Consider the following 24937-nt stretch of genomic DNA (forward strand, 5'->3'; position numbering starts at 1 on the left):
CGGGGCGCGCTGTTCGGCGAGCCGGGCGGATGTCCACAGCCAACGGCGGCCTTCCTGGTGTTGAAAGCTGTTTCGGCAGTTTTCCGGCCCGCCGCTCATCTCAGGAGAGTTTTCATGACCTCAGCGACCATTCCTGGTCTTCACGGATCCGATGGCACCGCGCCGACCAAGCATGCCGGACTGCTCGCCTGGGTGCAGGAGGTCGCAGAGCTCACCCAGCCGGAGCGGGTCGTCTGGGCCGACGGGTCCGATGAGGAATGGGACCGGCTGACCACGCAACTGGTCGAGGCCGGCACCTTCCAGAAGCTCAACGAGCACAAGAAGCCGAATTCCTTCCTCGCGCTGTCGGACCCCTCCGACGTCGCCCGCGTCGAGTCGCGGACCTTCATCTGTTCGCGCACCGAGGCCGACGCCGGCCCGACCAACAACTGGGTCGACCCGAACGAGATGCGCGCCACCATGACCGAGCTGTACCGCGGCAGCATGAAGGGCCGCACCATGTACGTGGTGCCGTTCTGCATGGGCCCGCTGGGCGCCGCGGATCCGAAGCTGGGCGTCGAGCTCACCGATTCCGAATACGTCGTGGTGTCGATGCGCGTGATGACCCGTATGGGCAAGGCGGCGCTGGAGAAGCTGGGCACCGATCGCCCGTTCGTGAAGGCGCTGCATTCGGTGGGCGCGCCGCTGGCCGAGGGCCAGGCCGATGTCCCCTGGCCGTGCAACGACACCAAGTACATCACCCACTTCCCCGAGGACCGTGAGATCTGGTCCTACGGTTCGGGCTACGGCGGCAACGCGTTGCTGGGCAAGAAGTGCTACTCGCTGCGCATCGCCTCGGCGATGGCGCACGACGAGGGCTGGCTGGCCGAGCACATGCTGATCCTCAAGCTCATCTCCCCGGAGAACAAGAACTACTACGTCGCCGCCGCGTTCCCGAGCGCCTGCGGTAAGACGAACCTGGCGATGCTGCAGCCGACCGTTCCGGGCTGGCGCGCGGAGACGCTGGGTGACGACATCGCGTGGATGCGCTTCGGCGAGGACGGCCGCCTGTACGCGGTGAACCCGGAGTTCGGCTTCTTCGGCGTCGCCCCCGGCACCAACCACAAGTCGAATCCGAACGCGATGTCCACGCTGGAGGCCGGTAATACGGTCTACACCAATGTCGCTCTGACCGACGATCGCGACGTCTGGTGGGAGGGACTCGAAGGCGAGCCCGACCACCTGATCGACTGGAAGGGTAACGACTGGTACCTGCGCGAGACCGAAACCCTTGCCGCGCACCCGAACTCGCGCTACTGCACGCCGATGTCGCAGTGCCCGACGCTCGCCCCGGAATGGGACGACCCGCAGGGCGTGCCGATCTCGGCGATCCTGTTCGGCGGTCGCCGCAAGACCACGATCCCGCTGGTGACCGAGTCCTTCGATTGGCAGCACGGCGTATTCATGGGCGCCACGATGTCGTCGGAGCAGACCGCCGCGGCCGAGGGCAAGGTCGGCAACGTGCGCCGCGATCCGATGGCCATGCTGCCGTTCATGGGCTACCACGTCGGTGACTACATGAATCACTGGATCAACCTGGGCAAGAACGCCGACGCCACCAAGTTGCCGAAGATCTTCTACGTCAACTGGTTCCGCCGCGGCGACGACGGCCGCTTCCTGTGGCCCGGATTCGGCGAGAACTCCCGCGTGCTGGAGTGGATCGTCAACCGGATCGAGGGCAAGGCGCAGGCCGAGGCCACCGCGATCGGCAATGTGCCCACCGCCGGCGATCTGGACCTCGAGGGGCTGGATGTGGACCCCGCCGACGTCGACGCCTCGCTGAAGGTCGACCTCGACGAGTGGCGCAAGGAGATCCCGCTGATCGAGGAGTGGTTCGAATTCGTCGGCGAGAAGCTGCCGTCCGGCGTGCGTGACGAATTCGAGGCGCTCAAGCAGCGTCTGGGCTAGTCGGAGGGCCGGCCGGGGGAGGCCGATCCACCCGAACGACGAAAGCGAGCCGCCCGCACCGTCTTTGTGACGGGCGGGCGGCTCGTCATTTCCGCGGTTCCGCGTGCGGAATGGCGCGCTTGTCCTATTCTGAATGTGTTCTGCATCTCACGAATACTCCCCGTGGTTGCGGGGAATTAACTACGCGGCTGAACTGACTGCTTGCAGATGCTCGTGGATTCCGTTGTCTGGCCGACCGGTCGGGGTATGTGGGAGGTGGGTGTGGGCATGACCGAACTCGGGTTCGATGCTGTCTCGGGATTAGCCGGCGCGCGATGGGCCGATCCGGAGTTGGATCTCGCGCCGACAGCGGCGAGTACGCCGCTGCAGCGTGCCGCGGCCCGGTTGCAGGCCGTCCTGCCGCCCGGATGGCAGGTCGAGATCGATCTCGCGGCGCCGCGCCCGCATGGAGATCCGCAGCCGGTGCTGCGAGTTCGTTTGTCCGACAACTGATTCGGCGCGTCTTCTCCCGCGTCACGTACTACGCGCAGCGGACATCCCGGACCGATCGCCCAGTCGCGAGGCGCGAAATCCTACCTCGCGGTTCGCTTTTCGTAAAACGCACTATTGCGTTTACTGCGATTGCAGAGCATGCTTAGAGCAAACATTTGTCGGACGATTTTACAAATGCAATCGCAGGGGAGTCCGAATCATGGCGGTGCAAGTGGTCGGCCGATCGCTGATGACCAGTGATCAGACCCCACATCAGGCAAGGTCCGTCGGTACCGGGGGCTGGGTGGTGTCCTTTCTGCCCGGCCGGACCTTGACGCTCGAACAGGCGGCGGCGGCGCTGCAGGCGGCCGAGGCGGTGGCGGCGGTCCGCTCACTCGCCAACTGCGTCGGCCTGACCCCGCTGGAAACCGTCGGCCTGGCCATGCAGGAGCCGCCGTGGAGTGAGCCCGCTCGGCGCACCCGGCGGCGGGGGTGGCTGGAGTAGGTCCCGGACGCGGCCTCAGCGGAGGGGTTTGGCCGCGACGACGACCAGATTGCTGACCAAGAGTTCCCGCACGCCCGGTATGCGTGTCACCCACCACGCCCAGCGCGGGTGGTAGCGGGGGAAGGTGGCCAGGATCTGGGCCCGGCCTCCGGTTTCGCGCGCCCATCGCAGCCCGTCGGCGGCGGTGACGGCGAACAGGGAGCTGCCGAAGCGGTTCTTGGGCTGCTTTCCGGTGCGCCGGGCGTAGCGCCGGGCCGCGAATTCGCCGCCGAGGTAGTGCCACGGTCCCGTTTCGTGTCCGCCGAACGGTCCGAGCCACACCGTGTAGGACAGCACCATCAGGCCGCCCGGTTTGGTGATGCGCAGCATCTCGTCGGCCATCACCCATGGCTGCGGCACATGTTCGGCGACATTCGACGACAGGCAGATGTCGACGGCGTCGTCGCGGATCGGCAGTGCCATCCCGGACCCGCGCACCGCGCCGGCGACGGTGAGCCCGGCGGCGTGCATCTCGGTGGGATCGGGTTCGATCGGCAGGTAGCGCGCGCCCGCCGCCGCGAATTCGTCCGCGAAGTACCCCGGACCCCCGCCCACGTCGACGACCACGGTGCCGCGGAGGTCCCGTCCGGTCAGATCCCGATAGAAATCGGCTACGAGGTCGGCGGTGTCGGTGGCGATTCCGCCGTAGAACCGGGCCGGGTCGGTCTGTTCGGAGCGGAAACTGCCCAACAGGCGCAGTGAACGGCGAAGGGTGGCCCGGCGCGCGAAGCGGGGACGCGGTCCGGTTGCGTCGGATCGAAGCATGGCCGCGCCAGTCTATGCGGCCACCGCAGCGACCCGGAACGGCCGTCGGCCGCTATGGTGGAGCCCACTGTCGTCCGACGTGAACGATCTGGAGAACTGCCGTGCCCGAAACCGGCCCCCGCGAGCGCGCTGCCATGGGGCAGTTCCGTGGGCCCGGCAGCGGCGAGAACGAGTTGCGCCCGGGTGCGGACGTACGCGAAGTCCTGCTGCTGTGCTGGCGCGACACCGGCCATCCCCAGGGCGGGGGGAGCGAGCGGTACCTGGAGCAGGTGGGTGCGCAGTTGGCGGCGCGCGGGGTGAAGGTGACGCTGCGGACCGCGCACTATCCGGGTGCGCGGCGCCGGGAACGCATCGACGGCATCGAGGTCAGCCGCGCGGGCGGGCGCTTCACGGTCTACCCGCGTGCGCTGGCCGCCATCGCGGCCGGGCGGCTGGGTTTCGGCCCGCTGCGCGGGCTGCGGCCGGATGCGGTGATCGACACCCAGAACGGCATTCCGTTCTTCGCCAGGACGGTCTCCGGCGCGCCCTCGGTGGTCCTGGTGCATCACGGACATCGTGAGCAGTGGCCGGTGGCGGGCCGGGTGGTCGGCCGGATCGGCTGGTGGATCGAATCGCGATTGTCGCCGCGGGTCCATCGGCGCGATCAGTATCTGACGGTATCGCTGCCCTCCGCGGAGGAACTCGCCTCGCTCGGGGTGGACGCGACGCGAATCGCGGTGGTGCGCAACGGCGCCGAGCCTGTGCCCGCTCAGTCGCCGACCGGCGCCGCGACGACCCGCACGCCGTATCCGAGCATCGTCGTGCTGTCGAGGTTGGTGCCGCACAAGCAGATCGAGGACGCACTGGACGTGGTCGCGGGTCTGCGGAACCGGCTCCCCGGCCTGCGCCTGGACGTGATCGGCGACGGCTGGTGGGCCGACAACCTGAAGAGGCGGGCGCACAGCTCGGGGATCGCCGACGCGGTCGATTTCCACGGTTACGTCGACGAAGCGCGCAAGCACGAATTGCTCTCCCGCGCTTGGGTTCAGGTGCTGCCCTCCCGCAAGGAAGGGTGGGGCCTGGCGGTGATCGAGGCGGCGCAGCACGGTGTCCCGACCATCGGTTATCGCAGTTCCCGGGGCCTCACCGATTCGATCGTCGACGGTGTGACCGGGGTGCTGGTCGACGACGCCACCCAGCTGACCGACACCGTGGGTGAACTACTCGCCGACCCCGAGGGACGAATGGTGATGGGAGAGAAGGCGCGTGCGCGAGCTCGCGAGTTCTCCTGGGAGCAGACGGGCAACGGGGTGAGTGAAGTCCTGGCCGCCGCCGCGCGGGGACGATTCGTCTCGGGGCTTGTCACGGGGCGTGCGACGGTGGCGGCAGCGAGCTCGGCGCCGCTGCGGGACGACCGCGTGGCCCCGACTCTTCGCTGATCGGCGGACCGGAATTTCCGACCCGGCCCGGCTGTCGATCGGTGTGGTTCATCGCCCGCGTCGCCGGTCGGCCAGGGCCGCCGCGAGCCCGGTCAGGAGCAGAGCCGCCCACAGAAGGTGCGCGGCGACGGCCACGGCGCGGTCGGTGGCGGTGGCCCGGGCCACATCTCGTGCCCCCGGTACGCGATAGAGCGTGAGATCGGCGTCGGAGTACGTCGGCTGCAGCCGGCTCAACGTGGTTCTCGCCTCGCCGACCGCTCCCGGCGTGCGGTGTTCGACGAGAATCCAGCCGACGCCCTGGATGGCGAGGGCGGACGAGTCCGCGCCTCGGAGCAGGAGGTTCTCCACCCGCTGGGCTCGCGCGCCCTCCCCCGCCACCACCTGCCCCCGAACCGGCAGTACGCCCGTCTGCAGAACGTCCGACCGCAGCATGCGAGGTGCGGGATCCAGCACCGGAACCCTTCCGCTGTAAGGGAATACGCGAAACATTCCGGCGGGCAACACGGCGACGTCGCCGGGGCCGTCGACCATAGCGGCCACCCGCTGCCATGCCGGCGGATAGTGCACCGGTCGCAGCGCGCCACCCACTCCCCAGGCCAGGTCGGGGAGGGTGAGGATCAGCGCGGCGATGAAGAGCGCAGCGATAAGTTGTTGCACGCCAAGGGGTTTCGGCTGCGCTGTGCTGTCGCTGTGCGCGGGCTCGGTACCGGCGGCAGGAGACGTCGACGCCGCGGCCGCGACCGTGTGAATTGTGTCGGTGCGCGGCGCGGGTCGCCGTGCGAAGTCCGGTGTACCGCGGCGGCGGAAGGAGGCGAGGGTGCGGCATCCCGCCGCAGCGCACAGGGCGTACGCGGGCATCGCGAGGGCGACGTACTTCTGGGTGTCGCGCAGGAGTCCGGCGCCGGGGATGCGCTCGATCAGGGATTCGCCGATCGAGAGGCCCCATCCCGTCGCGCCCAGGGCAGGTAACAGGATGCAGATCGCGGCCAGCACCAGCAGCATTCGCCGTGGATAGCGCGTGGACCGTTCGCCCGGCGCCGCCACCGCCCGCACGCCCGACAGGACGATCGCGAGCAGTACGAGGGTCGACAGCACCGCGACGAGCGTTGTTCGCGAGCCGGGTACCGCCGCACCGTTCCAGATTCCCCCCAGTCCGGCCAGGCTCCCCAGGGTGCCGAGCCCCGGTTCGGCCCGCGCGGCGAAGGCCGCCACCCCCGCCGGATCGGACGGTTCGGCCCCGCTGCCGGACAGTGCCGTGGCCACCAGCCACGGACCGGCACTCACCAGCCACAGCGCCACCGCGCCGACGATATTGCGCCGCCCTACCGTGAGGACCGCCAGCAGACCCGCCAGCAGCGAACCGGTCGGCGTCAAACCCGCCGCGGCGAACAGGCCGCCCAGCATCAACCATGGACCGGCGGTACGCACCCTCCCCGGCCTCGTCCGGTTACCGGGCGTCGGTTCGGAGGGTTCTCCTCGCGGCTCGCGGTCGGCATCGGCCCGCGCCGTCGTGTCTCCGGCATCGTCCGGCGGAGACTCCGTGTCCTCGCGCGATTTACGCGTCGCCGGGTGGGCCTGTCCGGCGGCCGACCGCACCCGCTGCCCGAGCACAACCGTCCAGGGCAGCGCCGCATAGCCGGCGAGCAGGCTCCAATGTCCCTGCAGAAGACGTTCGGCCACATAGGGATTCCAGATCGCAACCGTCGCGGCGACCAGCTGAGGCGCCAGGGACACCCGCAGCAGGGTGTGCGCGAGCCGCGCCGCGCCCCATCCGGCGGCCGTGAGCGCGAGCACCAGAATCGCCTTGACGACGATGCCCCCGTCCACCACCACCGACAGTGCGGCGAGCAGTCCATCCTGCGGAACGGCCCTCGGCGCCGCGTCGCCCAGCCCCAGAGCCGCATCGGTCGCGTAGGACCGCGGCGTGCTCACCCCGTCGCGCAGCAGCAGATATCCCGGCCCCAGCAGCGGACCGACGACGATCAGGGCCAGTGCGAGGCTGTAGGCCACGGGAACGATCCGGGCCCACATCGGCGCGGCGCTCGCCGGCCGCAGCTGCGAGCTTCTGGTGTCGTCGCCGTGTTCTCGAGCCCCGGTCACGCTGAGTCACCCTACGTCGGCCGGGATGCCGGCCGCGGACGCCCGCCCGGCTCCTACACCCGGGTATGGTCTCACTGAGACGGTGTCAACGCGGTGAGACGGGGTTGTGCGATGGATCGATGCGCCGAATGCGGTTACGAGTACCGGCCGGACGAGGCGCCGCAGGCCGCGACCGCGATTCTCGACGGTGTCACCGAGCTGGCCGCCACGCTGAACGACTGCCCCGATGCGCGGCGGCGCCGCCTTCCGGAGGTGTGGTCGCCGTTGGAGTACGGCTGCCACGTCCGGGACGTACTGCTCGTGCAGCGCGAACGCGTGCTGCTGGCGCGTCGCACCGATCGCCCGGCACTTCTCACCATGGGCCGGGACGAACGTGCCGATCACGACGGCTATACCGAGCAGGATCCCGCCGACGTGGCTCAGGAACTACTCGTCTCCGCGCGACTGCTCGCGAATGTTCTCGACCGCCTCGACGCCGACGACTGGAACCGGCGGGTTCTGTACAACTACCCCGATCGCGTCGAGCGCGAACTGCGCTGGGTGGCGGCCCACACGGTCCACGAGGTCCGCCACCATCTGCTCGACGTGCGGCGCCAGCTGGTGGACGGGGACTGAAACGCCCGCTCGGCGGCATCCCGGTCGCGTACCGGCGGGCCTCGGCTGTGGCGGGGCGGCCCGGAGGTGGGAGCATGGCGGGATGTCTGCCCTGCGCCGTCTACCCGTGGTCGCGGATATGACCCTGGTGACCGCTGGGGCCATGACCGCCAATATCGCCGGTTATCTGCTGCAACTGCTGGCCGGGCGCTGGCTGGGCGTGACCGGCTACAGCGCCTTCGCGAGCCTGCTGGCCGTGCAGTTGCTCGCCGCGGTACCGGCGTTGGCGCTGCAGAACGTGGTCGCGCGGGAGTTGGTGCGCGGCGCCGCGGTGGCGACGGTGCGCGGCCTGACCCGGCGCTGCGCGATGATCGTGGCGGTCGTCGCGCTCGCGCTCATACCCGCCGTCGCGGTGCTGCTGCACGTGAGCGCGGTCGCCGCGGGCGGGGCGTTGATCGCCGCGCCGGTCCTGGTACTGCTCTCCGGCGAGCAGGGAATTCTGCAGGGAACGAACCGATTCCGTTCGCTCGCAACCGTTCTCGGTGGTTCGGCGATCGCCCGGGTCGCTCCGGCGCTGATCGCGCTGGCCGTCGGCGCGGGCGCCGCTGCCGCGCTCTGGGGTGCTGCTCTCGGCCTGCTGGTGGCCACCACCGCGGCGAACCGGATCTCCCGGAGCGCGCTCTCGGCGGCGGATGCGGGCTCGAACCCGCTGCCACCGAACGCGGCCGAGGTCGTGCGGGCTCCGGTCGCCGTCGAGATCCGCAGCGCCGGCGCGCGGATCGCGGGGGCGCGCGCCGCCGACGTGGCCGCGGTCCTGCGCGCGGCTCAGGTCCAGGCCGCCCTGATGGCGCTGTCGTCCGCGGATCTGATCGTCGCCCGTATCGTTTTGGGCGAGGCCGACGCCAGCCGCTACGCCCTCGGCGCGATCGCCACCAAGATCGCGTTCTGGCTCCCGCAGGCCGTCGGCGTCGTGCTGTATCCGCGAATGGCGCAACCGCAGCATTCCGTGCGCGCGCTGCGGTCCGCGCTCGGAGTGCTGGCGGCGGTCGGCCTGCTCGCCGTGGCCGGCGCGGCCGTGCTGGCGCCGCTGGCCCCGCTGTTCGCCGGCCGTGACTATGCGCCGATCCAGGATCTGCTGTGGTTGTTCGCGCTGGCCGGCGCGCTGTTGGCGGTCCTGCAGGGGGCCCTGCTGTCGGCGATCGCCGCCGACCGCACCGCACCGGCCGCCGTCATCTGGGCCGGATTGGCGGTCGAAGTGGGCGTCGCCGTGCCGTTCGTGCGCAGCCTGCCGGTGTTGATCGCGCTGGCCACCGCCGTCGTCGCGATCGTGACCACGCTGGTCGTCACCGTGGTGGTGCGAACCGTCCGTCCCGATCCGGCTGCTACGAATATCGCTGCGGGAGGGAAGTTTTCGCCGTTGCCCGGCGAGTGACCACACGGGGAGGGCGACTCACTCGCCCGCCGTCTCCGGCTCGGTGATCTCCTCGGCGGTGATGTCTTCGGCGGCGCGCTGGTACGCGTCGGCCGCACGGGCGAAATAGTCGAACAGCAGTTCCCGCTGTTCGGGGGTGTAGCCCCGCACGATGTCGCCGATCCGGCGACGGGCCGGGGCCAGGGCGCTGTCCAGGCCGGCGGGCCGGTCCACCGGTTCGACGATGACCTTGCGCCGGTCGGCCGGATCCGGCGCCCGGCGCACGTAGCCGCCCTGTTCCAGGCGGTCGATCAGGCGGGTGGTGGGCCCGGTGGTGAGCCCGGTGCGGGCCCCGAGTTCGCCGGGCGTCATCGCGCCGCTCAACTCCAGGATGTTGAGGGCGTAGAGGTCGGTGGCGCCGAGCCCGACCGCTTTCGCACCCGCCTGAGCGTGCAGCACAACGGAACTCAGGTAGCGGCGAAACACCTGGCTGGGGTCGTTCTCGCGACTCGTCGTTGACACGGGACACACCTCTCTCGTAATCTCTTCTTCAACGAAGAGACTTCTTGGAAGAAGTAAAATCTTCTAAGCAGAGAATATCACGAGAGGACCTGCTCATGACCACCGCCACCGAGCCCAGCGCACCCGCCCGACCCGGGAAATCTCGCCGCCGCACCGTGGCCAAGGCGCTCGGCGCCACCGTGCTGGGCCTCGGCATCGCGGCGGCCGGCGGATACGTCTGGCTGGATCAGACCTCCGATGTGCGCAATACGGGCGTCGCCGAATGTACGAGTGTGCGAGCCGAGGGCGGCAGCGCCGAGGATCTGCGGGCGGTGTGCTCGACCATCGGCGATATGACGGCCGCGTGGGATCGCAACGATGCCGACGCCTACGGTGCCGTTTTCACCGAGAACGCCACGTACACGACCTTCGTGGGCACCTACTACAGCGGACGCCGCGATCTCACCGAGGCGCACCGCGCGCTGTTCAGCGGTTTCCTGAAGGGCAGCAAACTGGCCGATTCGTTCCTCGGCGCCCGGTTCTACGGTGGTGACGTCGCCATCGTCACCAGCCGGGGCGACCGGTACGACGGTGATCGCCCGCACGAGTTGTCCAAGACGCAGACCTACACGCTCGTCCGCGAAGCCGACGGCCGATGGCGGATCGCGAGTTTCCACAACACCGCGCGCCGATCGGTATTCGAGCGGGTGTCCTTCCTGTTCGACCCGGCGACCGAGCCCGAGGCCGAACGGTGAAGGCGCTGGTGACCGGTGCGAGTGCCGGCATCGGCCGCGCCTTCGCCATCGCCCTTGCGGCAGAGGGTTTCTCGGTGACCGTCGTCGCCCGCGATGCCGATCGGCTGACGCGCCTCGTCGGTGAACTCGGGCCCGGCCACGATCATCTCGCCGCGGACCTGGCCACCACGGCGGGAGTGGCGGCGGTCGCGCGGCTGCTTCATCGAGGCGGTTACTCGTTGCTCGTCAACAACGCCGGCACCGCCGTGCCCGGCCCCTTCGACCAGGTGGCGATCGAATCATCGCTCGCCACCATCGATCTCAACTGCCGGGCGGTGATCACGCTCGCGCACGCCTTCCTCGCCACCGCCGGCCCCGGCAGCGCGCTCGTGAACGTGTCCTCGACGCTCGGACACGTGCCGAAACCCGGACTGAACGTGTACAGCGCGTCCAAGGCATTCGTCACCGCGTTCTCCGAAACCCTGTGGCACGAACAGAAAGCCCGCGGGGTCCACGTCATGGCCCTGTGCCCCGGTGTCACCGCGACCGCCTCCCAGGCCGCGGCCGATGTGCCGCCATGGCTGGTGCAGTCGCCACAGGACGTGGTGCGCCGAGCGCGAAAAGCCTTGGCCCGCAAGGAGGGACCGATCGTACTCACCAGTCCGGCCAACCGGCTCTGGACGACTGCCATGCGGCTGCTGCCGCGCCGAACCGCTCTGACCCTGATCGCCGATTGAGGAGACGACCATGTCCACCACCACCGACACCACCGCCATCCGCGCCCTCATCGAGCGCAGCCGCGACGCCTGGAACCGCGGCGACGGCGCCGCCTACGGCGCCTGTTTCACCGCCGACGCCACCGACGTCACCTATCTGGGCACCGTCTATCACGGTGGTGCCGAGATCGGCGGTGCGCATCAGGCGCTGTTCGACAGTTTTCTGAAGGGCACCCGGCTCACCGTCGACATCGTCGAGATCCGCCGCTACGGCAGCGATACCGCCGTCGTCGTCACCCGCGGGGAATCATCGAAGGGGCAGCCGAAGAAGCTGGGCAAGCTGGCCACCTACACCGTGGTCCGCGAATCCGACGGTGAATGGCGAATCGCGGCGGTGCAGAAGACCCAGCGCAAAATCCTGATGGAGGCGCTGACCTTCCGCATGCAGCCCGCCACCCGGCCGGCCGCGCGGTAGAAGCCCGCAAGACGCCAGTGGCTCCCCGGTCCGAAAACCGGGGAGCCACTGTGCGACCGGGGAACCTACCGGTTCTTGCTGATGTCGATCTGCTGCGTCGGCGCTTCCGAGAACGCCTGCCCCGGCTTGTCGCTCGGCGGAGTGGTCTGCGGCTTCTTGACCAGCCGGCCCGGCTTCGAGGAGCCGTCGCCGCCGCGCAGACCCAGGATCAGACCGGCGATCAGCGAGATCACGCCCAGCACACCGAGGATGATCGGCAGCGTGCGGCTGTAGAGCGAGATCTGGTCCATGTACTTGCGGGCCTCGTCGGCCTGCGAGCGGACGGTGTCCGGATCGAAGGTCAGCGTGGTGTTGATCGCGGTGACCTCGGGCTTGTCCGCACTGCGCGCGTAGTACTGGTGCAGCTGCTCGGAGCCGTTCACGACGGTGCCGGTCTCCGGCTCCACCCACACGTCGCGAGTGTTGGTGTAGTAGCGGTTCATCGTGACGTCGCCCTCGCCCTGCACGCCCCACTTGGCGGCCGGGAAGGTGAGCCGGTTGGTCGGCGCGGAGGTGACCTTGGACAGATCGGTCGGCGGCACCTGCTGGCGGAAGTGGTAGACCTTCAGATCGTTGATCTCGGTCTCTTCCACGAACTTCATATCGAACGACTTGCGGGCGTTGATGTCGAAGTACGGGTACGTGGTCTTCTCGGTGCCGATCGGGAAGCGGTACTGGAGACCGGTGTGCTGCACCGGATCCGGGACGCTGTTGCCCTTGCTGTCGACGGTGGTCGCGATCGACCCGTTGGGGTCGTCGTCGATCGGCTGACCGGTCTTGCGGTTGATGGTGACGCGGTCGATGATCGCCGACAGCAGGCCGGTGTCACCGGTCTTGTCCTTGCGGCGCAGCGTCTGACCGGCCTGGATCGTCATATTGGTCTTACCCGACGGATCCTCCACGGTGAGGAAGCGCTGCGAGATGAGCCCGACGTTCTTGTCGATCTGCACCGGGCCCTCACCGGAGGTGAGCGATTTCGCGTCCAGCACCTCGCTCGTGGCGTCCGGCTTGTTGGATGCGATGGTGGTGATCTCGAGGTCGAGGGGAGTTTTGGCCAACTGGCTCACCCCGTAGGTCGGAATCAGTATCGCTGCGACGATCAACAGCGCACCGAGTCCCACGAGCAGGCAGGCCACCGTCCTCTTGGTACCGGCACTGAGTGCCATGCAAACTCTCCTCGTCGTCGAACAAGCCTCGTCCGGGTGCGCTCATAACCGGGTGCGGTCATAACACAAGCACTCGTGAGCCCCGACACTAACAGTCCGGCACCTTAACCCGGCGAGCTGAGTGCGGAAAACACCCCGAAGAAGTACGGGCGTCCGGCGAGGCGCGGTTGCCGCTCGCGTCGCGGAGAGCCGCACGCGGCGCCCGTGAACCCGGCAGGGCACACTGGACCGCGATGACCGCCACGCCCGAAATCGCCCCATCCAGCACCGACGTGCCGGTTGCCCCGGCGGCGCGCCCCGCTCCGGCGGTCCCCGGAACCCGGAAATTCGTTCCCGCGCTGGAGGGTCTGCGCGGACTGGCCGCACTCGGCGTGGTGCTGACCCACGTGGCCTTCCAGACCGGCGCCGCGGGGACGCCGGTGATCGGGCGGGTGTGGGAGCGGTTCGATATGGCCGTCGCCGTATTCTTCGGTCTCTCCGGCTTCCTGCTGTGGCGCCCGCACGCCGCCGCGGCCCGCGACCTGGGCACCGCGCCGCGGGCCGGGCGCTATCTGCTGCACCGGGCCGCTCGGATCCTGCCCGCCTACTGGGTCGTCGTCTGCGTGGCGCTCACCCTGCTGCCGTCCGCGGCCCGGTCGGCCGGGCTGCGCGTGTGGGGGGCCAATCTGGCGTTGGTGCAGGTCTTCGTCCCGCTGACCCTGACCGACGGGCTCACCCAGATGTGGAGTCTGTCGGTGGAGGTGGCCTTCTATCTGGTGCTGCCGCTGCTGGCCTGGGCGCTGGCCGGGTTGCGCGGTTCGGCGGCACGGCAGCGGGTGTTCGCGGTGATCGCGATCGGATTGCTGTGCCTGGGCTGGAATTTCCTGCCGGTACCCACCCCGGACGCCATCCACGCCGACAACTGGCTGCCCGGATATCTGCCGTGGTTCGCGGCGGGCATGGTGCTGGCCGAACTGGCCGAGATCCTGGGCGCGCGATCGCGGGACGGGGACGCGGCGCCGCGGTGGCAGCGCCGGCTCGGTGACCGCCGGCTGATGTGGTCGGTCGCCGCGGTCGCGTTCGCGCTGTCGGCCACCGACCTGGCCGGGCCCGCCGGACTGGCTCGCGCCGCGGCGTGGCAGTACGCGATGAAAATGGGTCTAGGGGCCTTGATCGGTTTCGGCCTGCTCGCCCCGCTCGTGGTCGGTGTCGCGCGGCACCGCTTTCTGGAGAGCCGCCTGGCGCTGACGATCGGACGCTGGTCCTACGGCATCTTCATCTGGCATCTGGTGGTCTTGGCGATGATGTTCCCCATCTTCGGTTTCATCCCGTTCAACGGCGGGTTCCTGCATGTGCTGGCTTTGACGGTCGCCTTCACGATTCCGCTGGCCGCCGCGAGTTACGCGCTGGTCGAAGAACCGGTGCGGCAGTGGGTCAAACGCCGGTTCGGGTAGTGGAACCCGCCCACCACCGTTTCCGGGCGGGCAGTGCGGCGACGCCCACGGCGACCACCGCCACCAGCGCCGGGAACTGCGCCCACAGCGAGCCACCCATATAGACCTCTCCCGACCGCCACGGGCCCGTGGAGAGGGCGGCTTCGCCCAGGATCGTTCCGGCCCCGGCCAGTACGGCGAGGGCGAGCGGCGCCCGCGGCAGCACCCGCACCGCGACCACACCGATCGCGGCGCACACCGTCGCGATCGGGCCGGCGATGAGGAAGGCGGCGACCAACACACCGGCGGCGCCCAGCCACCAGCTGTTCCAGGTCCGAGGCGGTGGGTCGTAGAACACGGCCGAGGAGGCCGGTGCCGGGATGGTTACCCCGGGGTTGGCGGTGTGATCGTCGGATGCGCTCGAAGCGCCGTGCGGCCGGGGCGTCGTGCCGTCGCCGATTCCGTGTGCGAGCGCACCGTCTGCCGTCGTCGGTGCATCGTCCGCCGGGGCGGGTGCATCGTCCGCCGGGGCGGGTGAGTCGGCCGCCGCCGGGGCTGTGTCGCCGGGCATCCTGCCTTCTGCGCGGAGCGGCGTAGCCGCCTCCGGCGGCAGTTCGGCCGCGCCGCGACCATTTTTATTGTGCCGCAACCATTTACGCAGCCGTCCGGGCACCGGCAGGGCCAGCAGCGCCAGCGGGATCAGCAGGAGCAAGCCGCCGAAGATGGCCAGGCGATACCAGCGGTCGATCGGGAATCCCACGGTCACCGGGCCGTACGCATCGGCGGGAATCACCCAGCCCTGCTTCCACCCGTCCACCACGACGGGCCGCAAGGTGTGGCCGTCCCTGGTGTGCGCGGTCCAGCCGACATTGGTGCTGAGCGGCAGCACCAGCAGGCGATCGCCGGGCGGGGCGTCGATGCCCGCCGGGCGACCCTCGTTTCCGGGCGGCTCCGGCGCGGTGTTCTCGACGGCCGGCGCCGGGGTGGATTCGGTGGCCGGCGCCGGGGAGCCGTCGGCCGCGAAAGCCGTGTTGTCCAACCGCAGTTCGTCGACCGAGAACAGGTCGGTCGGCGCGACCGTGACGTCGACGGAACCGGGCGGCAGGTCCACCGTGTCACCGCCGTTCCCGGTCTCGCCGGGCGCGCACACGGTGGCGGAAACCGGCTTCCCCGTGCGCAATTCATCGGCCGTCGCGGTCACGCTCGTGCGCAGCACCCGCCCCGCGACCGCGAGGGTCGGGCCGTGGTCACAGTCCACCGTTACCAGCCGGTCGCCGGGAGCGGGCGCCGGATAGTCCGGTCCGAGTACGGACACTTCCGCCAGGCCCGGCGGCTGCTCCTGGGTGAGACCGAGTGCGGTGCGGTCCAGCACCGGCTTCCAGGTATCGATGCTGATCTCGATGTGGTCGGTGACGTGCGGATACAGCTCCAGCCGGACCGGAGTGGGCGGTGCGGACATCGGCGCGGGGGTGTCGGTCGACTTCGGCTGCGGGGCGGGTGCGTCCCGCGGTGGTGTGGCGGTCGGCGAGGTGCGGCCCGGTGATTCGGCCGTCGCCTCCGGATCGCGTCCCTTCGGCGCGGGCGGAATCTCGCGCACCTGCGGCCCGTCACCGAGATTCACCGCGATCGAGGTCGGCCGCGCGGGCAGTGCGCCCATCGGCGGAGTCACCTCGAGGCCGGTGACCAGTTCCGGGCGCGGCAGCGCAACGGTCAGCGTCGGTTTGGCGCCGGTGCGATTGCGCACGGTGTCCTCGGGGGCGATCCAGCTGGTGCGCGGATCGCCGTCGGTCGCCGCGAAGGCAGAACCGCGCAGATCGCCGACATCGGCCTTGCCGCGGGCGATGGGCCGCTCCGGATCGGTCAGCAGACTTTCCAGCGCCGGGCCCTGCCGGGTGCGCAGGGTCAGCCGCGGTGCGACCGTCACCGGGTCCGGCACATCGAGAGTGCGTTCGAAGGCGCCCGGTTCCTCGGCGGGCAGCGCGAGGCCCTTACTGCAGCGCACGCGATCCGGCGCATCGAAACATCCACTGCGGCCGGGGAATTCCTGTCCCAGATTCCAGCCGCGCACCGGTGTTCCGGCCGGAACGGGCGGCAGCACCGTGCGGTGGCGAATGGTCACCGGCGTCGGCGCGTCACGGTTCGAATAGTCGAACAGCTGCACCTCGCTGATACCGAATTGCCCACCGCCGGTACCGTTCTCGGTGCGTGTCGCCGTGATGGTGAGCCAGTCGGTGCGCCCCGGAGGCAGCGAAACCGACACCGGCGCACCGGGTTCCGATATTCGCGCGGCCACCGTGCCGTTGGCGGTGCGCACCTCGATCCACTTCACCGGGTCGCCGATCGCGGCGGGACTCGTGGTCACCTGGAGTGCCCCGGCCTGGATCGGATGGTCGAGGCCGAGCCGGAGCCATTGTCCGACAGCGTGTTCGGCGCTGGTGCTCAACCACGCGGTACTCGGGTCACCGTCGAAGGCGGCGGCGGTCGAACTTCCCGGGGCGGCGCCGCCGAGCTGAGTGGCATCGGCCGCGGAACTGGAGGCCGTGACGGTGGCGCCGGACCATTGCCCCTCCACCGGCTGCGCGCCGGGTACGGGGTAGTCGGGGACCAGGTTGTGGGTGCGGCGGGCGTCGGTGGGCGCGCGCAACGCCGAATTGTGGTTGTCCACCCGCCCGAAATCGGCCTCGCGATCCATCGGGGTATCGGTGATCGTGGTCGCCGAGGGAGTCAGTCCCGCGCGTGCGGCATCGGTGGCCAGCAGGGCGGGACCGTTCGCGCCGGAACCGTTGCGACGCAGCCGTTCCAGCACTTCCGGACCGCCCTGAACGACCGGCACGGAATTCAGCGGCACGGTCCGCGCTCCGGGGAAGCTCGCGGGCGCGCCGGGACCACTGCGGATATCGGCCGGTTGCCCGCTGTCGCCGTCGCTCACCCGGTAGATCTCGATCGCGGGATACGTCGGGCGCAGATCGCCGTCGGCGACCAGTCCGTCGCCGTGGCCCACCTCGATCGGGTTGCCGAATGCGGCGACCTCGGTGATCCCGGGGGAACCCTCGATCGCCTCGTGCGCCAGCATCGGACGGGTGGAGCGGGAGGTATCGGGGTCGAGATCGTTGCGCAGCACGAGGATTCCGATGCCCTGATCGATCAGCGTCGGGGCGAGCCCGGTGGAGGGCCGGCCGTCGGCGATCAGCCGCTGCACCGAATCCATCGCCCGGATCGCCCCCGGCGGTGTGAGGGGCACGGCATCGCGGACCGCCCACGGCGCGCGGGCCAGGGCCTGCAGCGGCTCGTCACGGGTCAGTCCCCAGATCTGGCTGCCGAACGGCGCGCCGGGCACCACCAGCGCCCGGGTGTCGGAGGCATTGTGCGCCAGCCAGTCCGCGGTCTGCTGCCAGTAGGCCGGCACCTTGTCGTAGGCGCCACGCGGGGCGAGCTTCCCGGTCCACGCCAGCGAGGTCGACAAGGCCAGCGCCGCCAGCAGCAGCGCCGCCACCGCGACCATCCGGTCGCGTTCCGGATGCGCGAAGGCACTGCGCCACACCGGCATCGGCGCCGAAGCGGGCAGCGGCACCCGGCGCAGCAGATGCGCGAGCCCGATCACCAGCGGGATCCGGATCAGTGGTTCCAGCTTGTGCACATTGCGCAGGGGGGCGCCGCCGGAGTCCAGGAAGATCCGCACCGATTCGGCGAACGGCCCGCCGAGCTGTCCGGCGTATCCGGCGCAGATGCCGACCAGGCCGGCGATCAGAACGAGGGTGAACCGTCCGCGTCCCGGCATGGAACGCAGTGCCAGCCCGGCCATTCCGGCCGCCGCGAGCGCTCCGGTCGCCAGCACCGCCGCGGGCTGGGTGACCAGCACCGCGCCCGCGATCCGCTCCGGTGAGACGTACGGCGTCCAGCTGTCGGTGCCGCGCAACACCTCACCCAGCGACGCCCACTGGGTGGTCACCCCGGAGGATTCGATGTAGTCCAGGAACGGCGGGCTCACCTTGCCGAGCACCAGCAGCGGCACCACCCACCAGAAGGTGCCCAGCATCAACAGCGGAATCCACGCCCGGGTGAAGCGCCACCAGGTGCGATTCGGGCGATACGACGCCCACCACAGCGCCGCGGGCAGAAAGGCGGCCACCGTCGCGACTGCGTTGACCGAGCCCATCAGCGCCAGCGCGAGGGCGCTCGCCGCGGGCGAGGTCGCACCCCGCATCGCGACCGATTCGGCGGTCGGCCGGTGTGGCAGCAGTCGCCGCCATCCGGACCGGACGGCATGGATCCGCGGCATCCCGGCGACGCCCAGCGCGGCCGGTGCGAGCAGCACCCAGGGGGCCAGCATCATCGGCAGGGTTTCCGAGGAGATGGATCCGAGCGTGGTCAGCACCCGCGGGGAGAGCGCGAACGCGACCGCCGCGACCACGCGGGAACCGCGGGTGCCGATGCCCAGCACCTCGCACAGCCGGACGATGCCCCAGAAACCGGCGAGAATCAGCAGCGCCCACCAGATCCGCTGGGTCACCCAGGCCGGAAGGCCCAGCACGTGGCCCAGTGAGAAGAAGGCGCCGTGCGGGAAGAAATATCCGTACGCCTGGTTCTGCACTTGGCCCATCGGCGCCTGACTGCTCCACAGATGGGCGGCGCGCCGCAGGAATCCGACGGGATTCTGGGCGAGATCGTATTTGGTGTCGGCGACGGTATTGCCGGGCGCCTGCAGAAAGGTCAGCAGGAAGGCGGCGAGGACGGTACCGGCGAACCAACGCCGGCCCAGTGGTGCGGTGGCCGAGGAACGGGAGTCGGCGGAGGGGGCAGCGGCGGGCGCAGCGTCAGCGCGCGCCGTACTCAACGTTGTTCAGCAGCGACGACGACGCGTCGCCACTGCGATCCACCTCGGGCCGCGAATTCTGCGCTGTCGCCGTCACGACGACGAACACCGCGATCACGCCGAGCAGCGCTCCGGCGACGGCGCTCGCAACCCCCGGGACGGCAAACTTCATCGCGTACTCCCAACATCGACACAGGCGTCTTGCGAGCCAACCTACAACATGGGCGCACCGCAGGCGGCACGCAGCACGGCAACCCGCCGGTCGGTCGGCCCTCTCGAGCCCCGGCGACCAGCCCCGATCAGCTCGGCTGGTCCGGTACCGCGCAGGCCAGCCCGTTCAGCAGGGTGCGCAGTTTGGCCGTCGTCTCGTCGAGTTCGGTGCGCGGGTCGGATGCCGCCACGATGCCGCCGCCACCGTAGGCCCGCACGGTGCGCCCGTCCGCGGACACGTCGGCGCAGCGGATCGCGACCACCCATTCACCGTCGCCGCGGGCATCGCACCAGCCGACGGCGCCGCCGTAGAACCCGCGCGGCTCCTCGTATTCGGTGATGGTCCGCAGGGCGAGGTCGGTGGGGGTCCCGCAGACCGCGGGCGTGGGATGCAGCAGCAGGGCCAGGTCGAGCGCGGTGGTGGCCGGATCGCGCAGCCGGCCGGTGATGGGTGTCGCCAGATGCCAGACCTCGGTGGTGTTGATCAGCTCGGGGCTTTCGGGGATCGCGAGTTCGGCACAGACCGGGGTGAGTTGTTCGCGGATCCACTCGATGACGAAGGCGTGCTCGTCGCGATTCTTGGCACTGGACAACAACTCCCGCGACCGTTCGGCATCGACGGCGGGATCGGTGTGCCGGGGCAGTGTCCCGGCCAGCGGACGCAACGTGACGGTGTCGCCGTGCCGGGCGACCAGCACCTCCGGGGTGGCGCCGACCAGATGCGCGCCGGTGCGCCCGGCCGGTGTCAGGTCGACGGCGAAGACGTTGGCCTGGGGATGGCGAACCAGCAGATGCGCGGCGATCACCTCGGGTTCGAGCGGTTGCCGCGCCTCGGCGATCAACGAGCGCGCGGCGACCACCTTGCGTAACGGTTGCGCCGGATCCGACAGCTGCTCCACCAGTTTCGTCACCCGGGCCACATGCTCGGCCGGGCTGGGAATTTCCGCGACGACCAGGACCTCGGGCAGTGGTGGCACCGCGGCCGGACGCCACGGACCCGCGCTGTGTCGCGCCTGTTCCGGTTCGCACAGGGCGGCCGCATCACTCGGATCGAACGGGATCGCGCCGGCGATCAGTTCCGCCGCACCCTCACGCAGGGCCGCCGCCGCCCGCCGCGCATCGTCGAATGCGCGCCGGATGCCGGTCGTACGGACCACGCCCCCCGGTTGTGCGAGCAGAAAGCCGTCCATAGTTTCCCGACCATAGTCGTGTCCGGAACGGGCGGCGCCCGGGTAGCGACGCAGATCTCATGTGGGCAGACTCATGTGAAGGGGAGCGGAACCGTCACAGCTGACCGGCGAGATCGCTGACCGGAATCGGTTCTTTTCCCGGCGGCACCAGCAGAATCGGCCGGTGGCAGTGTTTCAGCACCGCCTCCGCCACACTCGAATGCAACAGGGCGCGGATGCCGGTGGAGCCGCGCGTACCGGCGACGATGATGTCGACATCGAGCTCGTCGGCCACGTCGACGATCGCGTTCCAGATGGTCGAGGTGCATTCGGCGGTGCGTGGCTCCGCATTCAATCCGGCTAATTTCGCCAGCCTTACGCCCTCGGCATTGATCTGTTTGGCGTCGACGTAGGCGATATCCTCGATCTCCTCGTCCGGAAGCCATTCCGGCTGCATCACCCCGGAAAGTCCGGACAGCCGCGCGGCCTGGCGCACCATCGGCTCCCACGCCGTGAGCACGACCGCCTTGGGCGCGGACAGAAACCGCCCCGCATATTCCACGGCCCGTTTCGCATTCTCGGATCCGTCGTACGCGATGAGCATCAAGTCGCAAGTCATGACGACCTCCCGGACCTCCGTGCCGTGAGCGTGTGGGCGTCCCGCGACTACCCGCGACCCGAGACTACCCGCGCGATCAGCGTCGATGCGGGATGTCGATCGGTATTCGCCGATTCGATTCGAAACCGTTCCGTTCGGTCGCCGGATTTCGGTCCGGACCGAATGCGACCATTCGGTCCGGACCGATCGGACTGTGTGCTGAACCTCACTCGTGGCTGACAATTCGCGCGTGATTCACCGAATCACGTGTAACTGCTGTGATTTCCGGTATTCACTGGAACAACCGACGAACGGAGCCGGGTACGGCGCCGGGAGATGGACAGTGAGTGAGGTGCATCGTGCGATTGAAAGAGATTGCTACGCCACAGGATTGGGCGGACACCTATCGGGAGCTGTTCGGATTACCCTATGTGCGCGTCACCTCACCCGGATATGTGGTGTTACCGCTGGGCGACTCGGTCGCCGCGGTGAATACGCCGGAACCGCTCGGTGCGCTGGTACTCGGTGAATTGACCGTGCGCGGGATTCCGGGACCGGTGCTGGTGCGCGAACATCCGCCGCGTCGAACGTTCATCGCGGTATTCGACGGTTATCCGGATGTGGATCGCACCTCGCGATTGCAACGCCACGGCGTCGATATCGGATCCCATCGCAGCAATGTCATTCTGCCCACCGGATTCGGGCGGCACACGCACGAGGGCCGGTGGTGGGCGCGCGCACCTCAGCGCGACGAATCGCTGCCGCTGCTGTCGGAGGTCGTGGCAGCGGTGGAGCGCATCGCCGCGTGAGCCGGGCGCGCCGCGGATCCCGGGTCGGTGTCAGGCGAGGGCACCCAGGCAGGCCGCCGCCGAGGCCAGGACCAGGCACGGCATCGGATACGGCAGATGCGCGTACCAGCGTGCCCGCACGATGGTGATCACCGCGCCGACGAAATACAGCACCAGGCCGACGGCCGCGGCCAGCCCGATCGCCGGGAACACCAGCCCCGCCAGCAGCCCCAGTGCGCCCGCTGCCTTGATCGCCGCCAACGGCATCAGCGCCCAGTCCGGTACCCCGTAGCTGCGCATATTGCCACGCACCCACTCCGGGGCGACGATGTCGACGACGGTCGCCCCGAAGATCACCACGACGGCGACGATCGTGACGGTCACATATGCGGTGTGCATGACACCCTCCTGCTCGTTCGGCGCCCTGATCTGCGATCGTGAAGAGGTGGGTCCGAGCCCACGGCGCGGGCGAACAGGGCGAATCCGTCCCACATCCGGTTCGACGTGCGGGGGCCGAGAAAGGTGACCGGTGCGCGATCGGGACGAGCTGGCGCGGCGCTTCGAAGAACATCGCGAGCTGCTGCGCGCTATCGCCTACCGCATGCTGGGCTCACTGAACGAGGCCGAGGACGCGGTGCAGGAAGCCTGGTTGCGCCTCGACCGGGTCGCGGGTACGACCGAGACGAAGAATGGTGAGCGAGGTACGGCGGAAGGGGGCGCGGGCGACGGGGCGCCGGATGACGAGGCGGCGGACGGGCTCGAAATCGACAATCTCGCGGCATGGCTCACCACCGTCGTCTCGCGAATCTGCTTGGACCAGTTGCGTTCCCGAGCCGCGCGGCGAGAGGAGCTCGTCGACCTCGCGGACGGCTCCGTCGCGCTCGACTCCGCCGGTGCGGGCCCTCGGCCCGTCGTCTTCACCGAACCGGAAGCCGAAGCGGTACTGGCGGATTCGGTCGGCCGCGCGCTGCTGGTGGTGTTGCGCACGCTGAGCCCGGACGAGCGTGTCGCCTTCGTACTGCACGACATGTTCGCCGTCCCGTTCGACGATATCGCCCCGATCGTTGGCCGGACCGCGGCGACGACGAAGAAGCTGGCCAGTCGCGCCCGCCACCGCGTGCGCGGCGACAGCGCGATGCCCACGGCCGAACTCGCGCGGCATCGCGAGGTGGTCACCGCATTCCTGTCGGCGGCGCGGGCCGGCGACCTCGGCGCCCTGCTCGCGGTCCTCGCCCCCGATGTCGTGCGCACCGCGGACCCGGCGACGCTGCCGCCCGGCATCGCGTCCGTCGTGCGCGGTGCGGCGGCGGTGGCCGAGGAAACGGTGCTGCTGCGCAGTCGTTCCCGGGTCGCGGGCCTCGCCCTGGTGGACGGCCGGCCGGGCCTGGTGGTGGCGCCGCGCGGGACACTGGCGGCGGTCCTTCTGCTCACCGTGCGCGAAGACCGGGTGGCCGCCTACGAGGTCGTCGCCGACCGGGGCCGACTGGACGCCCTGACGATCGCGGTGACCTTCGCGGGCGCGGGGGCGGCCACCGCCGAAACCCGAACGGACGACCTGCCGCGGATCCTGCCCTGATCTCGCGGTTCCGGACGAGCTTCGGACATACGAACGACGCCGGCCCGTTCCGATACGGGCCGGCGTCGTTTCGTCATACGCGCCGGGCGGCGTCCCGGATCAGCGCTCCAGGATGGCGACCACGCCCTGGCCGCCGGCGGCGCAGATGGAGATCAGCGCGCGTCCGGAACCCTTCTCCGCCAACTGCTTCGCGGTCTGGGCGACGATGCGTCCACCGGTCGCGGCGAACGGGTGCCCGGCCGCCAGCGAGGAGCCGTTGACATTGAGCTTGGTGCGGTCGATCGCCCCGAGGGCGCCGTCCAGGCCCAGTCGCTCCTTGCAGTACTGGTCGGATTCCCACGCCTGCAGAGTGGCCAGCACGACCGAGGCGAACGCCTCGTGGATTTCGTAGTAGTCGAAATCCTGCAGGGTGAGGCCGTTGCGGGCGAGCAGGCGCGGCACCGCGTAGGTCGGCGCCATCAGCAGGCCGTCCGGGCCCCACACGTAGTCGACCGCCGCCACTTCGCTGTCGACCAGGTAGGCCAGCGGCTTCAGGTTGCGCTCGGCGGCCCATTCCTCGCTGCCCAGCAGCACCGCGGAGGCGCCGTCGGTGAGCGGGGTGGAGTTGCCGGCGGTCATGGTGGCATCCCCGAGCTTGTTGCCGAAGACCGGCTTGAGGGTGGCCAGCTTCTCCAGCGAGGAGTTAGGGCGCAGGTTGTCGTCGCGGGTCAGGCCCAGGAACGGGGTGACCAGGTCGTCGAAGAAGCCGCGGTCGTAGGCGGCGGCCATGTTCTTGTGCGAGAGGTAGGCCAGTTCGTCCTGTGCCTCGCGGGCGATGCCGAACTCCTTGGCGGTGATGGCCGCGTGGTCACCCATCGACAGGCCGGTGCGGGGCTCGGCGTTGCGCGGGATCTCGATGCCGACCATGCTCGGGCGCAGCCGGCCGACGAGCTTGACGTAATCCTTGTTGTTGCGCGCCCGGTTGGCGTCGAGCATCCATTCGCGCATGGATTCGCTCACACCGATCGGCGCGTCGGAGGTGGTGTCGGTGCCGCCGCCGATACCGGCCTCGATCCGGCCCAGCGCGATGGCGTCGCCGACGGTGACGATCGACTGCAGGCCGGTGCCGCAGGCCAGCTGCAGATCGTGCGCGGGGGTGTAGGGCGACAGTTCGCTGCCCAGCACGCTCTCCCGGACCATGCCGTGCTCGCCGACCCGCTTGAGCACCGCGCCGCCGACGACCATGCCGAGCCGCTCGCCCTGCAGCCCGAATCGGCTGACCAGGCCGTTCAGCGCGGAGGTGAACATGTCCTGGTTCGAGGCGTGGGCGTAACGGCCGTCGGAGCGAGCGAACGGGATGCGGTTACCGCCGAGGACGGCGACGGGCTTGGCCTGCTTGGCCTTGTCGGCCCGGCTGCTCGATGGTGCGGTCTTCGCCGAACGGGCTTTGGTAGTCACTCGAGTCTCCACTGTCTCGTCGGGTTTTCTGGGTCCGGAGCCGGGAATGCCGC

The 24937-nt window shown here is 69.8% G+C and carries 22 protein-coding genes; 12 read left to right on the top strand and 10 right to left on the bottom strand.

Annotated elements, in window-relative coordinates; all coding sequences use genetic code 11:
* The first annotated feature begins 114 nt into the window (after positions 1-114).
* The 3 genes from NMI01S_RS06635 (at position 115) to NMI01S_RS06645 (ending at position 2923) form a co-directional block, all read left to right on the top strand.
* On the top strand, positions 115-1947 hold the full coding sequence (locus tag NMI01S_RS06635; RefSeq protein ID WP_036506897.1) for a phosphoenolpyruvate carboxykinase (GTP): 1833 nt from the start codon (positions 115-117) through the stop codon (positions 1945-1947).
* Positions 1948-2214: 267 nt separating this feature from the next.
* Positions 2215-2439, top strand: coding sequence for a hypothetical protein (locus tag NMI01S_RS06640; protein ID WP_157126052.1), 225 nt, complete (start codon positions 2215-2217; stop codon positions 2437-2439).
* Between the two features lie 199 nt (positions 2440-2638).
* On the top strand, positions 2639-2923 hold the full coding sequence (locus NMI01S_RS06645; protein WP_036506885.1) for a hypothetical protein: 285 nt from the start codon (positions 2639-2641) through the stop codon (positions 2921-2923).
* 15 nt (positions 2924-2938) lie between these two features.
* On the opposite strand, the gene NMI01S_RS06650 is transcribed toward NMI01S_RS06645, so the two are convergent.
* A complete protein-coding gene (locus NMI01S_RS06650) occupies positions 2939-3727 on the bottom strand; it encodes a class I SAM-dependent methyltransferase (RefSeq protein WP_062995056.1) in 789 nt (262 codons plus the stop codon).
* Between the two features lie 134 nt (positions 3728-3861).
* Here NMI01S_RS06650 and NMI01S_RS06655 point away from each other — a divergent pair, with 134 nt between their 5' ends.
* A complete protein-coding gene (locus tag NMI01S_RS06655; protein WP_062995057.1) occupies positions 3862-5145 on the top strand; it encodes a glycosyltransferase family 4 protein in 1284 nt (427 codons plus the stop codon).
* A gap of 48 nt (positions 5146-5193) precedes the next feature.
* On the opposite strand, the gene NMI01S_RS06660 is transcribed toward NMI01S_RS06655, so the two are convergent.
* A complete protein-coding gene (locus NMI01S_RS06660) occupies positions 5194-7176 on the bottom strand; it encodes an MmpA family trehalose lipid delivery protein (protein WP_062995143.1) in 1983 nt (660 codons plus the stop codon).
* A 180-nt stretch (positions 7177-7356) separates the two neighbouring features.
* Here NMI01S_RS06660 and NMI01S_RS06665 point away from each other — a divergent pair, with 180 nt between their 5' ends.
* Positions 7357-7860, top strand: a complete 504-nt coding sequence (locus NMI01S_RS06665; protein WP_084512524.1) for a DinB family protein — start codon at positions 7357-7359, stop codon at positions 7858-7860.
* Positions 7861-7942: 82 nt separating this feature from the next.
* The gene (locus NMI01S_RS06670) at positions 7943-9271 is read left to right on the top strand and encodes a hypothetical protein (protein WP_062995058.1); all 1329 of its coding nucleotides are present in this window, start codon (positions 7943-7945) and stop codon (positions 9269-9271) included.
* An 18-nt stretch (positions 9272-9289) separates the two neighbouring features.
* Here the strand turns inward: NMI01S_RS06670 and NMI01S_RS06675 are convergent, their stop codons facing one another.
* A complete protein-coding gene (locus NMI01S_RS06675; protein WP_062995059.1) occupies positions 9290-9772 on the bottom strand; it encodes a MarR family winged helix-turn-helix transcriptional regulator in 483 nt (160 codons plus the stop codon).
* A 95-nt stretch (positions 9773-9867) separates the two neighbouring features.
* On the opposite strand from NMI01S_RS06675, the gene NMI01S_RS33930 reads away from it, so the two are divergent.
* Genes NMI01S_RS33930 through NMI01S_RS06690 form a run of 3 tightly spaced genes read left to right on the top strand, consistent with a single transcriptional unit; the run spans position 9868 to position 11676 of the window.
* Positions 9868-10506, top strand: coding sequence for an SgcJ/EcaC family oxidoreductase (locus NMI01S_RS33930; protein WP_084512527.1), 639 nt, complete (start codon positions 9868-9870; stop codon positions 10504-10506).
* Between the two features lie 8 nt (positions 10507-10514).
* Positions 10515-11222, top strand: coding sequence for an SDR family NAD(P)-dependent oxidoreductase (locus NMI01S_RS06685; protein ID WP_218020930.1), 708 nt, complete (start codon positions 10515-10517; stop codon positions 11220-11222).
* A gap of 10 nt (positions 11223-11232) precedes the next feature.
* Positions 11233-11676 carry an SgcJ/EcaC family oxidoreductase gene (locus NMI01S_RS06690; protein WP_062995061.1) on the top strand — a complete coding sequence of 148 codons (444 nt, stop codon included), beginning with the start codon at positions 11233-11235 and terminating at the stop codon, positions 11674-11676.
* 65 nt (positions 11677-11741) lie between these two features.
* On the opposite strand, the gene pgfA is transcribed toward NMI01S_RS06690, so the two are convergent.
* Positions 11742-12881: a cell envelope lipid trafficking protein PgfA gene (gene pgfA, locus NMI01S_RS06695; RefSeq protein ID WP_062995062.1), complete on the bottom strand. Its 1140-nt coding sequence runs from the start codon at positions 12879-12881 to the stop codon at positions 11742-11744.
* A gap of 233 nt (positions 12882-13114) precedes the next feature.
* On the opposite strand from pgfA, the gene NMI01S_RS06700 reads away from it, so the two are divergent.
* Entirely contained in the window at positions 13115-14314 is a 1200-nt protein-coding gene (locus NMI01S_RS06700) for an acyltransferase family protein (RefSeq protein WP_084512530.1), read from the top strand.
* Here the strand turns inward: NMI01S_RS06700 and NMI01S_RS33935 are convergent.
* The 4 genes from NMI01S_RS33935 to NMI01S_RS06715 all read right to left on the bottom strand — a co-directional run bounded on the left by NMI01S_RS33935 (position 14295) and on the right by NMI01S_RS06715 (position 21104).
* Positions 14295-19127: a DUF3367 domain-containing protein gene (locus NMI01S_RS33935; protein ID WP_084512533.1), complete on the bottom strand. Its 4833-nt coding sequence runs from the start codon at positions 19125-19127 to the stop codon at positions 14295-14297. The genes NMI01S_RS06700 and NMI01S_RS33935 overlap by 20 nt on opposite strands.
* Positions 19108-19278: a DUF2613 domain-containing protein gene (locus NMI01S_RS33940; protein WP_083871340.1), complete on the bottom strand. Its 171-nt coding sequence runs from the start codon at positions 19276-19278 to the stop codon at positions 19108-19110. The genes NMI01S_RS33935 and NMI01S_RS33940 overlap by 20 nt, the downstream gene beginning before the upstream one ends.
* 127 nt (positions 19279-19405) lie before the next feature.
* On the bottom strand, positions 19406-20506 hold the full coding sequence (locus tag NMI01S_RS06710; RefSeq protein WP_062995063.1) for an isochorismate synthase: 1101 nt from the start codon (positions 20504-20506) through the stop codon (positions 19406-19408).
* 94 nt (positions 20507-20600) lie between these two features.
* Complete coding sequence (locus NMI01S_RS06715) at positions 20601-21104, bottom strand: universal stress protein (RefSeq protein WP_062995064.1); 504 nt, start codon at positions 21102-21104, stop codon at positions 20601-20603.
* 338 nt (positions 21105-21442) lie between these two features.
* Between NMI01S_RS06715 and NMI01S_RS06720 the strand changes: the two genes are divergently transcribed.
* A complete protein-coding gene (locus NMI01S_RS06720; RefSeq protein ID WP_157126053.1) occupies positions 21443-21892 on the top strand; it encodes a VOC family protein in 450 nt (149 codons plus the stop codon).
* A 30-nt stretch (positions 21893-21922) separates the two neighbouring features.
* On the opposite strand, the gene NMI01S_RS06725 is transcribed toward NMI01S_RS06720, so the two are convergent.
* Entirely contained in the window at positions 21923-22270 is a 348-nt protein-coding gene (locus tag NMI01S_RS06725) for a DoxX family protein (protein ID WP_062995066.1), read from the bottom strand.
* Positions 22271-22400: 130 nt separating this feature from the next.
* Between NMI01S_RS06725 and NMI01S_RS06730 the strand changes: the two genes are divergently transcribed.
* On the top strand, positions 22401-23447 hold the full coding sequence (locus tag NMI01S_RS06730) for a sigma factor (RefSeq protein WP_063920663.1): 1047 nt from the start codon (positions 22401-22403) through the stop codon (positions 23445-23447).
* Between the two features lie 99 nt (positions 23448-23546).
* On the opposite strand, the gene NMI01S_RS06735 is transcribed toward NMI01S_RS06730, so the two are convergent.
* A complete protein-coding gene (locus tag NMI01S_RS06735; protein ID WP_062995067.1) occupies positions 23547-24884 on the bottom strand; it encodes an acetyl-CoA C-acetyltransferase in 1338 nt (445 codons plus the stop codon).
* Positions 24885-24937: the final 53 nt, after the last annotated feature.

Origin of the sequence: Nocardia mikamii NBRC 108933, from assembly GCF_001613505.1 — a bacterium.
Classification (GTDB): domain Bacteria; phylum Actinomycetota; class Actinomycetes; order Mycobacteriales; family Mycobacteriaceae; genus Nocardia; species Nocardia mikamii.